Origin of the sequence: Novosphingobium beihaiense (genome assembly GCF_022832375.1) — a bacterium.
In the GTDB taxonomy this organism is placed as follows: Bacteria; Pseudomonadota; Alphaproteobacteria; order Sphingomonadales; family Sphingomonadaceae; genus Novosphingobium; species Novosphingobium beihaiensis.
Map to the genome: position 1 here is coordinate 54,481 of NZ_JALHLG010000035.1, position 11,115 is coordinate 65,595.

Consider the following 11,115-nt stretch of genomic DNA (forward strand, 5'->3'; position numbering starts at 1 on the left):
CCATGAAATTCGGCATCTTTCTTCTAATGCAGTCGCCGTCCGCCCAGCCATCTTCGGAGATCTACGCGCGGGCGCTGGAAATCGTGGAGACCGCTGAGGAGCTTGGCTTCGAAGCGGTCTGGCTGGCCGAGCATCATTTCACGAACTACAGCCACAGTTCGCAGCCTTTCGTGCTGCTGTCTCACCTCGCCGCGCACACCCGGCGGATCCGGCTTGGCACGGCGATCATTCCCCTGCCGCTGCACGATCCGCTGCTGGTGGCCGAACAGGCGGCAACCGTCGATGTGCTGAGCCATGGCCGGTTGGAACTGGGGCTGGGCAAGGGGTATCAGCAATACCAGTTCGATCGCCTGGCGGCCCGCAAGGAAGACGATCCCGAGGCATTCGACGAAATGGTCGACCTGACGGTCCGGGCGCTGTGCAGGGAGCCGTTCCACTTCGATGGCAAGACCCGGCAAGTGGCCGAAACGCTGCTTTACCCGCATCCCGTGCAGCAGCCGCCGCCGATCTGGTATGTCGTGAATTCCACCAACGGGAATGCCGTGGCGGCGGCGGCAAGGCGGGGCTTCAACCTCTTTACCGGCGTTCTGGAGCCGATTTCGAAGCTCACCAATGTGCGCGCGCAAGTTGAGGCGCTGGGGCTGGGGCATCATGTCCGGATCGGCACGCAGCGCCCGGTCTTCGTGACGCATAGTGAAAGCGAGGCCGTGGAAGCGGTGGAGGAAGTGCAGTGGAACGGGCGTGTCAGTGTGGCCATGCGTCACGACATCGGCCAGATCGTCCACGGTGTCGCGCTGCCGCAGCCGTTCCCGAACGAGCCCAGTCTGGAAACGATCCTCGCGGACAAAGTGGTGATTGGAACACCGGACCACTGCATCCATCAGATCCGCCGCATTCAGGACGGTCTGGGCGCCGATACGTTCAATTGCAGCTTCTGGTTCGGCGATCTTCCGCAAGAGCGGATACTGGCCTCGATGCGATTGTTCGCCGAACAGGTCATGCCCGCTTTTGCCAGTCCGGTGAGGGCTTCGTAAGGAGCCGTGCCGGGGGCAGGGGCGCGCGTCAAGCGGCGGGCACGGTGTTGCTGCATACGGGTTCTTGGCGCACGGCAAGGGCGCTGCTGCCCATCGCCGAAATAAGCCGGGGCAGATCGCGCACGGGAGTGCCGGGGGGCACGGCCATCTCGATCAGCAGGAGACGGCTGGCGCCTGTCGCTTCGCCGAGCGCTTCGGCGAGGGCCTGGCGGTTGCCGCAGCGGCGGTGATCAAATCCGAAGCTGCGTGCGATCCCGCCGAAGTCGATTGCGGGCGGATTGCGCATCGTGGCGGCATATCCTTCGATGCGGCGGGCGGCGGTCAGATCGAACAGGCCGCCGCCTGCATTGTTCATCACGCAGATCGCGCCGCGAACCTCGTGCCAGAGCGGGTTGGCGAGCGCGGGCAGGTCGTGGGTGAAAGCCTGATCGCCAACCAGCGCGAGTATCGGGGCATTCGCGGCAAGGGCTTCTCCCAGTACCAGCCCCAGCGTGCCATCGGTTCCATTGACACCGCGGGCGCTGAATATGCGCGCGGGCCCATCGCCGCGCCCGGCGAGCAGCCCGGCAAGCCTCACCGACATCGAATTGGCGCAATGCAGGGCGCCAAACCCGCTGGCGCGCACCACTTGCGCGGCAGCGGCCAGTTCGCCCCATTCGACCGCGTCGATCATGATATCGCGCACGGCCCCGGCCATCGCTTCGCGGGCCTGCCACGTCTCTTGCCATTCGGGGGCTGCCTGGCCGAGCGACGCGCCCAGCAAGGCCAGCGCATCGGCGCCGGGAGGCGGAAGTCCGATAGCGGAAGGCGTCAGGAAATCTCCCCCCGGATCGTGGCGGGCCAAGTGCAGGACCGGGCCGTCGAAGCGCTTGACCGCTTTGATCAGGCCGGGGCTCACCGGCGCGCCGCCCAGCCGCACGAGCAGGTCCGCGTCCTCGATCCCCGCAACGCCGGCTTCGGCCAGTGCGTCGGCTGTGGTGAGCAATCCGGGCGGGGCGTGATGGCGCAGCCCGCTGCAAATGTCGGCGATCACCGGAAAGCCCGTTGCACTGGCCAGCGCGGCAACCTCGGAAGGCGATATGGGCAGGTCCTGTCCGGCAAGGATCAGCCCGCGCCGGGCCTTCGAAAGACCAAGTTCGCCGATCGCATCGCGAACGCCGGAAGCTGATGCCAAGCGCGGCTGCCATGCGCGGCCCGGCCGGGCTTCGAGCGGAGGCAGGCTGGCCGGATCGTCTTCGGTCGCGCAATAGTCGCCCCATTGCGGGATATTGATGTGGACCGGGCCGGTTCTGGTGCCAGCGATGCCTTCTGCCAGGGCTTCTTCCAGCGCATCGCGCATGGCGGGCAGCGTCATGGAGCCATCGAGCGGATCGGGCAGGGCAAGCTGCACCCGTGCGAGCGGGGCGCAGAGCGCCTGTTGCGGCAGTGTCTGCGGCTCGCCGGGCATTCGGCCGCTGACTGGCCGGTCGCACGTGAGCAGGATCAGCGGCAGCCCGCGCGCTTCCGCCTCCGCCATCGCAGGCAGGAGGTTGATGACGGCGGAGCCCGATGTCGTGCACACCGCTGCCGGACGGCCGTCTGCCAGAATGGTGCCGAGCGCGAGAAAGCCTGCGCTGCGCTCATCGACATGGAACAGGCACTCGATGCCGGGCGTGCGGTGGAGTGTCATGGCCAGCAAGCCGTTGCGCCCGCCGGGGCACAAGACGATCCGGCGGATGCCATGGGCATGCAGCGTGTCCGCCAGAACCCTGTCCCAGACAGCGTTGCGATTGCCGGGCAGCCCGCTCAATCCGCAGATCCGCGAAGATAGGCTGCTACCCGCTCGCCCGCGGCGCGTTGAACGGCACGCTGGGCGGCGGCGAAGGCCGCGAAGTCTGCGCCGGCATCCGGCTCCGCCGCCAGAAGCCGGAGACCGGCGGACAGGCGTTCGGCCAGCCCAGGCGCGCGCGCTTCGAGTGCGAGGCCGGGATGGCCAGCTTCGGCGAACAGGGCGCGGACCCGCTGGTCGTAGGCAAGGCCGATCGCAGGCACTGCGGCGGCCATGGACAGCAGCACGGCGTGATAGCGCGCGCTGACGAGCAGCGATGCCGAGCGCAGGATTCCGACGATTGCGTGCGGGCCGGTGGTGCCCGCCACAACCGGGGCCGGCGCTCCGAGGCGCTGCGCCAGTTCAAGGCAGGCATCCTGATCGTTCGCTTCCATGCCAACCACGATGGTGAAACGCGGTTCTGCGGACCGCCGGTCATGCTCGTGCAATGCCGTGGCGATCCCGTCCAGAAAGGCCGAGCAGAGGTCTTGCGAGGTTTCGGCGGGCTGGAAGAACATCATGCCGCTGTGATGCTCGGGCGCCACGTCTCCCGTGAGCGAGGCGAACATCGCCCGTTCCGGATCGGCGATCAGCGGCCAGCGGAACGGGTCCGTCGGGCAGACCACCGTCAAGGGCGCGTGGCCATCCCATCCCCGTTCGCGCAGGAGGGCTTGCGCGGCGGCCATGCCGGCATCCGCGAAGCTCCATCCGGTGTCGGTCCCCAGTTCCGCTTGCAGGCCGAGTGCTTCCAGCCGTTCGAGCGAAGCCCGGTTGCGCGCGATGACGAGCGCTTCGCGCGCCGTTTCGGCAACGAACTGTTCAACGGCGGGGGACATCCGGTCCGCTTCCGCGCCATAGGCGATGGCGGGCTTGCCCATCGCCGCCGCCATGCCGAGAAAGGCCGTCAGCATCGTGGCCAGCCCATCCGAGAACGTGGAGGTGAACAGCGATCCTTCGCAGACCACCACAGCATCGTAGCGGGCGCACAGATCCCGCACGGCATCGGGCGGGAAACCTTCGATACGCTCTGTCGTGACGGTGCCCCAATCGGGCAGCGGATGATCGCCGACGGTAATGATGCCGAGCGCGATGCCGCCGGAGCCGAAAGCGTCGCGAAGCTGCCGGATGATTTCTCCGGTCCGGAGGTCGGCGCCAGTGTTGCAGGCGCCGCTGTACCCGGCGAGAAGCACGCGCAAGGGGCCGGGCGGGCGGGCAAGGCGTGGTTCGGCGCGGGCGGCGGCGAAGCGGGTGCGGTACGCCGCACGCAGGTCCGCTTCGGGATCGGCCGAGAGCATTAGCGCCTGCAGGTCGGTGATCGTGCCGCTCATCGTCAGAAACCGATATGGCTGTCTAGGCAGATGAACATCGTGCGCTGCCAGCCGGTGTCTTCCGGCAGAATGCGATAGCGCACAGGGACAAAGGCTCCGCGCCCGGGAATCGGCTTTTGCCGGTCCCAGTTGAATTCGAACTGAAGTTCGGGCTTAGACGCAAGCCAGGCGCTGAAGCCCGTGCCGATCGAAAGATCGGCCACGCGGGCCAGCAGCATGACGCGTTCGCCGACCAGCATGTTCTGGGTCACGGCGGCCATGATCGCCTCTGTCTTGGCTAGCAGAACGTCGCCGGGACGCTCTGCCGCGCCGGAGCCGGGCCAGAGACCGGGGCCGAGCTTTTCATTGATCGCGGCCGGTTGCGCGGCCTTGCCGCCTTGCCGGGCGATCATAGCTGCCGTTACGGGGTGCCAGCCGGCACGCCGGGCCGGGATATAGGCCTCCTCGGCAATGGCAGTGAATTTCAATGTTCTTCCGGCAGCGGTTTCGAATGTTCCGTTGACGGCCACGCCGCTCTGTTCGGCTCCGGCTGGGGCATCGATGCTGGCGTCCCACACCGTGATCCGGGGTTCGGACGTCAGTTCATGGTGAAACGCGCATTTCGCCAGCCGGACGATCCGGTCATCGTCCCCGGCCAGCTCTTCGGCGAGCGCGGCAGCATGCCACAGCGTGACCGGGCCGTGAACGAACAGCAGGCTGTCCGGGGTGAGGGGAACCAGCGCGCGGGCGCTGCACCAGCCGGAGCCGCTCGCCCGGTCCGCAAAGGCTTGTGGCTCGCTGCCGAGCGCTGGCCACTCCTGCCTGGCCAGCGATTGCGCCAGCAGCCGCCGCCAGTAATCGAGCAGGATCTTGAGTTCGAGCCGGGCTTCGGTGAGGTCAAGAAAGGCAATGGGATCGCTGCTGCCGCTGGTTTGCAGTTCGAGCTGACGCAGCCGCTGCAGCTTGGCGTCGCGGTCCCGCCGGAGACGGACGAGAACCTGATCGGTTTCCGCTGCTGTCAGCGTCTCCGGTTCGGGCCACTGCGCGATGACCGCTGCCTGTTCCATCACGCCGGTGTGCGCCATTCCTCGCCGATCTTCTCGATCTGCCCCAGCGCGCGGCGCAAGTTGCCCTGATAGTTGTAGTGGCAAAGGTCGTCGCTCTTGTCGAAGCCGCCATTGGCGTAATAGGCGCCCATCCGGCACCCGCCCGCGCAGCGGGAAACGAAATTGCACGAACTGCAGCCGGAGATTTCGTGCGACTTGGTGCGGATGCCGCGTTCACGCGCCTCTTCGAAAATCCCGCCGAAATCGACATCGAAGATATTGCCGAGCTTCAGTTCGGGCGTCTTGCCCAGGTGGCAGGGGAACACGTCTCCGTTCCAGTCGATGTCGAGCAGCGACCAGCCGACCCCGCACAGTCCCTTGGCATTGTGATCGTCCACCGAACACTTGCTGTAGCGCAGGTAGCGCTCCTTGAGCTGGCGGATGCGCTCCTTGCCGTACTTGGCGACGAGTGTCGCATCCATGTCGCGGGCGACTTTCATCAGATCGCGCTCGGACAGTTCAAGCTGTTCAAGAAAGTCCGAAGCGCCCGGCTTCATCTTTTCATTGTCCTTGGGGAAAGAGCGCAGATTGTTGGGCTTGATATAGCCGCCGTTGGACACGGCATATTCGGCCATTTCGTTGATCTGGTGCAGATTTTGCCCATGCAGCGTCGGCGCAAGGACGAAAGGCAGTTTGGCGGCGATGGCCTCTTCGATACCGGCCTGGATCTTGGTCAGCGCGCCCTTGCCGCGGGACAGGGCCGAAATGTCCTCGGTCAGGCCGTCGAGGCTGATCTGAACCACGTCCAGACGCTCCATGCGCGAAAGGCGTTCGGCCATTTGCGCGTCGATATAGATGCCGTTGGTCAGCAGCGTCAGGCGGAAGTTCGATCCGTCGATGAAGTCGAGGATCTCGTAAATGTCCGGGTGCATCAGCGGCTCGCCGCCGGTCAGGATCAGATAGCAGTCAGGATTGACCGCCGCGATCTTGTCGAACAGCATGCGGATCTGTTCGATCGACATATGCCGTCCGCGGCGCTTGGAAAGGCCCTGATAGCAATAAGGGCAGGCAAGGTTGCACTCGCGCGTGATCGTGACATAGGCCGAGAGCAGCGGGGGGCCTTCGGCGTTGGGGAACTCGGTGCGGGTCCAGCCGTCGCGGACCACGCGATCACGGAAACCCTGCGCGTGGCTTTGCGGATCGCCCACGCCGCATCCTTCGAAATAGCCGGCCAGCGTATCGAGCGATCCGTCCGACACGTCGAACAGATGCAGCGCGGCCAGGTCGGTCTCGGTCATCGTGGTGAGTGCGCCGACACGTGGATTGGTTACCAGCAGCAGCTCTCCATGCTGTTCGATACGCGCATCGGAAATTGCGGACATCACCAATCCTCCCAGTAGTTCGTAAGGCGTAGTTCGTAAGGCCAGTATTCATGAGGTGCATGGATCGCGGCCCGGCCCGGAAAACCGGCCGGAGGGCAAAGCCATGGATCAACGGATAGTTGACGGGGGGCGGCCGACGCCGCCCCCCGTCATCAAGACGCTGCGCAGATCAGCCGACGCAGACGCAGGCACCGACGCAGACCGCCGCAGCCGAAGCAGCGCCCGATGCGAGGGTGGCGTTCTTGCCGACCTTGACGCCCAGCGAGGAGAGGGTCCCATGCGGGTCCTGCATGAATTTGTGGCTGAGATCGGCGTCGCCGCGAATCTTCTTGAGCGCCACTACGAAATCTTCAGTTGTCGAAGCCATTAAGAACCTCCTGAGATAAATATTGCAGGAATGATTTTGCGAAACTTCAGGATTTCTACAATAATCTGTGAAGTTTCCGCGCCAAGGCAACTCAATGGCGCGATGTTTGGCTACGACTCGATTTGATATGAGTCAATATATGCTTGGGGTTGTTGTGGTTGTGTTTTCAGATTTTTAATATCTCATGAATATATGTTAGTTAAATGTAGAACTATATTCATTGGTGAATATAGTTTTGGCGATCCCAGGCAGTTTGTCTTGTTGGCCAAGCCCGAATGGCTTGCCATTTCAAGGCAGGCGTTTCTGCCGGTTGAGTGGCTGCTGGAACCAACAGGCCGTGCAGAGCCCATACGAACGTGCGGCTTGGGTCGCCTCTCCTCCCGGTTGCCCGGACTGCCGCCAAAATGCGTATCCAGGGCAGTGCCATCGCGTGGCCAATATTATGATTGTTGCAAAGTTGTAATTTTATTCACCGTAGTGAAGTCGTGATTATCTACGACTCAACTTGAGGGTGGTCAATATAAATCCTATGACGGGCGACCTAATACAAAGGTGAATCGACATTGCAAAATAGAGAGTTAATTAACAAAGAGGCGGTGTGGTCTTGGGGTTATGATCTCTCTGAGCAGAAGATCGCCAATTTGTACGATAAGTCCATTTCGGACCAATGGCGCGCTGCCGACTCACTGGACTGGTCTCAGGCCATCGATCCTGTGCAAGTCGGCCGCGGTATCGGCGGCGGCATGCTGTCCTCCGGACTGACGGACCGGTTGTCCTCTCCGCAGCGCGACGCGCTGATGGCGGGCATGGGCGCGCTTACGTTCAGCCAGTTGCTGCATGGGGAGCAGGGGGCCTTGATGGTCTCTGCGGATCTTGTGCGCCTGCTTCCCAGCGTGGAGATGAAGCAGGCAGCGGCAAGCCAGACCAACGATGAAGCGCGCCATCTGGATGTCTTCACCCGCTATATCCGGCGGATGGGGGAGATTCACCCGCCCTCGGCCTCGCTGCGCCGCGTGCTGGAAAAGGTCGTCGCGCATCCGATGTGGCTGGCGCAACTGGTCGGGATGCAGATCGTGGTGGAGGGGATGGCGCTGGCGACCTTCCTCGACATGCGCAAGACGACTTCGTGTCCGTTGTTGCGGGCCATGCTGGACCTTGTGATCAAGGACGAGGCGCGGCACCACGCGTTCGGAAAGATCGCGCTGCGCCGCCATGTCGAGGCGCTGGAAGAGGATGACCGGCTGGCGCTGCAGACTTTCGCGCTGGATCTGGTCAGGATTTTCCGGGACTGGGGCACTGAACCCGAAGATATGATCAACAGCGCCTACGTCATGGTCGGTGCGGGGATCGATCCGACGGATATGATCACGGCCGTGCGGAACAGCGCGCTGGCGGGCAATCCCCTCGATATGTCCCGGGGCATGCGATACGCGTTCATGGCCTTCATCCTGCCCGATCTGGAGCAGCTCGGGCTGATCTCGCAGATGGAAGGGCACCTGATCCGCACTACGCTTCCGTCCCAGGAAGACGAATTGAATGCGCTGGACCGGCTGCGCGAGGAGCTGGTGCGATGAGCCTGACCGGATGCCCGCCACTGCCGCAAGCCACTGCGCGCGAGCGGGTCGCCGAGCGGGTCGAGCTCATGGCGCTGCTTTGGCAGGTGCTGGATGGCGATACGGCCTATTGCGCCAATCCGCGCCTGCTGATGGTCACGAAGATCGTACCGGAACTACTGGAGGATTCCGCAACCACGCAGCTTGCTGCCTTGCGCGAAACTCAGGGACGGGACTCCATTATCAAAGGGCTGACTGCGGACGTGCATGGCTCGGGTGCCGATCCCGCCGTGCACGAACTGGCTGAGGCGCTGGACAGCCTGTCGGACCGGTGGGACGGCTTGCTGCAGGCGCTCGCGATTCCGTTGCACAAGGCCTACCGGGATATGTGCCAGCGCGCCGGGCAGCTCGTGGAAGGCTTCGATCCGGCCGGGGATCTGCAGTCGTTGACCGGGGAGCGCGATGCGTTGACTGTTGCCATCCTTCCAAGTCTGTTTCTGCCGCCGCCGCAGAACGGGCGGCACAGTTCGCTCGTGGTCTCGCCGGATGGGGCGGCCACGGGATATCTGTTCTACGGTTTCCCGCTCGATAACGATCCGGCCCGCTTCGGCATCAATTCAAGCTGGCTGCTGGGCGGGGCGTGGCACTATGCGGTAACGCGCTTTATCGAGCGCCGCTGGCCTGCCCTCGGCAAGGCGCTGCAGGCCGATCCCGGCCTTGAGGCGGCGCTCACAGCGGCGCTGGCCGCGCATCGCGCGCAAGTCGCCTGGCCGCAGTGTATTGCCGAACATCTGACGATCGCGCTCAAATGCGCGCTGTGCCGTCAGGCCGGTCTGGCGGACCTTATCCATCGCATCTTCGCCAAGGCACAGGGCGCGGCCTTCTTCGACTGGTTCGCCGAGTGGACAACGGAACTGGCCCGCGATCCCGAGAGTTTCGTGAGGGAATTTGAACGGCTGCCGGAAATTCTGGCAGCGCGCCAAGGCGAGTTGATCGAAACCGCAGACGCCACCCGCAGCGGTCCGGCCTCGATCAACTTCGCCCTTTCTTCGCGGCAGGACCGGGTGCTTGTCGTCCCCGACCACTGGAGCGAGGAACTGAGCGAGCGCATCCGCCGCCGCTGGTCGCTGGTTTCGCGGGCTTTCGAACGTGAGAGCACGTGGCGGGAACGATCCGGTCCGCAAGATGTCTGCGTCATTGCTTTCGGCCAGGCCGGGCGTGACCGGTTGATCGACTCGCTGCTGGACGCGCGAGGCCTCACTCTCGACCGCAGCGATGACGGCGGCGATGTGCTGGTTTCGCTTTCGCCGCCGGACCGCGCGCTGAAGCCGTGGCAGTTGGCGGTTGCGGTGCATGACCCAGAAGTCGCCGGGAACTTCGCGGCGGAGCATGTCATGGGCCTGTTCCACCGCACGGCCCGGTTTTCAGACTACCAGCTCGTCGAGGGTGACGGGATGACAGTGGAGTTCGCGTAGCGCGCGGTCCTGTCCCGGGCCTTGGGAGATCGCGGACGGATCAATCGTCCGGATCGCCGATCCATATCGCGTGCGAATCGATGCGCAGGCGGGTGATGGCGCGCATGGCTTCCGTTCGCGCCATGGCCTCGGTGCGGAAGGCATCGTGGACCTGCCGCTCGCCCAGCAGTTCGTCAGACAGATCGATCTCGCCCGCCTTGTGGCCTTCGCGCAGCTTGGCGAGGGCGGCAAGCTGCGCGTTGAGCCCCTCGCGTGCGCGCTGCCAGGCAGCATGGCGGAAGCGGGCCTCACTCATATCGGCCTCGGCCATTTCCTTGACGGCAAAGCGCACCGCCATGGCTTCCGATCGGGCGGCACCCGCTTCGGCGTCCGCCTGATCGGCCAGCGCGGAACGGTGCCCGCCGCCCAGCGGCATCGAGAACAGCACGCCCGCCCCGCGTTCTGCACCGCCGCGTTCGGAAAACATGCGCACGCCGAATGAGGGATCGGCGATCTTGTCCGCGTGCATTCGTGCGGAGGCGCTGTCTGCCCGGCCCGCTTCGGCATCGGCGGCAGCGATCTCGTGGCTGTGTTCGATCACCTTCTGGCCCAGCGTCTCGATCCCTTCTGGCGGGAGTTCGGGACGCGGCACGGATGGCGCGGCATCGCCGAGCGGAAGCGAGGGAAACTGCGTGGCCAGCCTTGCCCGGGCCAGCGCTTCGCGGCCTTCCGACTGCTGGGCCGCGACCCGGGCCGCGCCCAGCGCTGCCTCCGCCTGATCGGCATCGAGCTGCGCCGCATCGCGCACGGCCACCCGGCGGCGGACTGAATCCAGCAGCTTTTCGTAATTGACCACCGCCTGCCGGTCGATGCGCATTTCCTCGGCCGCGCCCAGCCAGTTCCACCAGCTTTCGGCTAGAAGCGTAGCGGCCTGGTGGCGGGCGTCTTCGGCGCGGTTTTCCGCCGCTGTCACGCCATAGCGGCCGATCTCCTTGTCCAGCCGGACCTTGCCGGGCAGCCGGAACGCCCGCAGCAACTGTCCGTCGAACTCGTCGTAGGAGCCTTCGCGGTCCACCGAGCGGTTGATGTAGCTGCCGCTGAACGTGACTTCATGGCTGCCCCGCGCCAGCGCGCGGGCCTGGGCGCGCGCGGCGCCGGTGCGCGC

At 64.8% G+C, this 11,115-nt stretch carries 9 protein-coding genes; 3 read left to right on the plus strand and 6 right to left on the minus strand.

All coding sequences use genetic code 11. From position 1 onward, the window contains the following. Window positions 1-2: 2 nt before the first annotated feature. Window positions 3-1,034, plus strand: coding sequence for an LLM class flavin-dependent oxidoreductase (locus MTR66_RS16825; RefSeq protein WP_243923194.1), 1,032 nt, complete (start codon window positions 3-5; stop codon window positions 1,032-1,034). A 28-nt stretch (window positions 1,035-1,062) separates the two neighbouring features. On the opposite strand, the gene menD is transcribed toward MTR66_RS16825, so the two are convergent. The 5 genes from menD to MTR66_RS16850 form a co-directional block, all read right to left on the minus strand. After that, window positions 1,063-2,823, minus strand: coding sequence for a 2-succinyl-5-enolpyruvyl-6-hydroxy-3-cyclohexene-1-carboxylic-acid synthase (menD, locus tag MTR66_RS16830; RefSeq protein WP_243923196.1), 1,761 nt, complete (start codon window positions 2,821-2,823; stop codon window positions 1,063-1,065). Continuing rightward, window positions 2,820-4,169, minus strand: coding sequence for a polysaccharide pyruvyl transferase family protein (locus MTR66_RS16835; protein WP_243923197.1), 1,350 nt, complete (start codon window positions 4,167-4,169; stop codon window positions 2,820-2,822). Before MTR66_RS16835 ends, menD begins: the two co-directional genes overlap by 4 nt. Before the next feature lie 2 nt (window positions 4,170-4,171). Then, window positions 4,172-5,233: a hypothetical protein gene (locus tag MTR66_RS16840; RefSeq protein ID WP_243923199.1), complete on the minus strand. Its 1,062-nt coding sequence runs from the start codon at window positions 5,231-5,233 to the stop codon at window positions 4,172-4,174. Beyond that, entirely contained in the window at window positions 5,215-6,576 is a 1,362-nt protein-coding gene (locus MTR66_RS16845; protein ID WP_243923201.1) for a radical SAM/SPASM domain-containing protein, read from the minus strand. Before MTR66_RS16845 ends, MTR66_RS16840 begins: the two co-directional genes overlap by 19 nt. 169 nt (window positions 6,577-6,745) lie before the next feature. Beyond that, complete coding sequence (locus MTR66_RS16850) at window positions 6,746-6,943, minus strand: hypothetical protein (RefSeq protein ID WP_243923202.1); 198 nt, start codon at window positions 6,941-6,943, stop codon at window positions 6,746-6,748. A 641-nt stretch (window positions 6,944-7,584) separates the two neighbouring features. Between MTR66_RS16850 and MTR66_RS16855 the strand changes: the two genes are divergently transcribed. Both MTR66_RS16855 and MTR66_RS16860 read left to right on the plus strand, forming a co-directional pair. Then, window positions 7,585-8,517: a ferritin-like domain-containing protein gene (locus MTR66_RS16855; protein WP_243923203.1), complete on the plus strand. Its 933-nt coding sequence runs from the start codon at window positions 7,585-7,587 to the stop codon at window positions 8,515-8,517. Further along, window positions 8,514-9,971, plus strand: a complete 1,458-nt coding sequence (locus tag MTR66_RS16860) for a hypothetical protein (protein ID WP_243923204.1) — start codon at window positions 8,514-8,516, stop codon at window positions 9,969-9,971. Before MTR66_RS16855 ends, MTR66_RS16860 begins: the two co-directional genes overlap by 4 nt. Window positions 9,972-10,011: 40 nt before the next feature. Here MTR66_RS16860 and MTR66_RS16865 read toward each other — a convergent pair. After that, on the minus strand, window positions 10,012-11,115 hold a 1,104-nt coding region (locus MTR66_RS16865), incomplete at its 5' end, for a TolC family protein (RefSeq protein ID WP_243923205.1).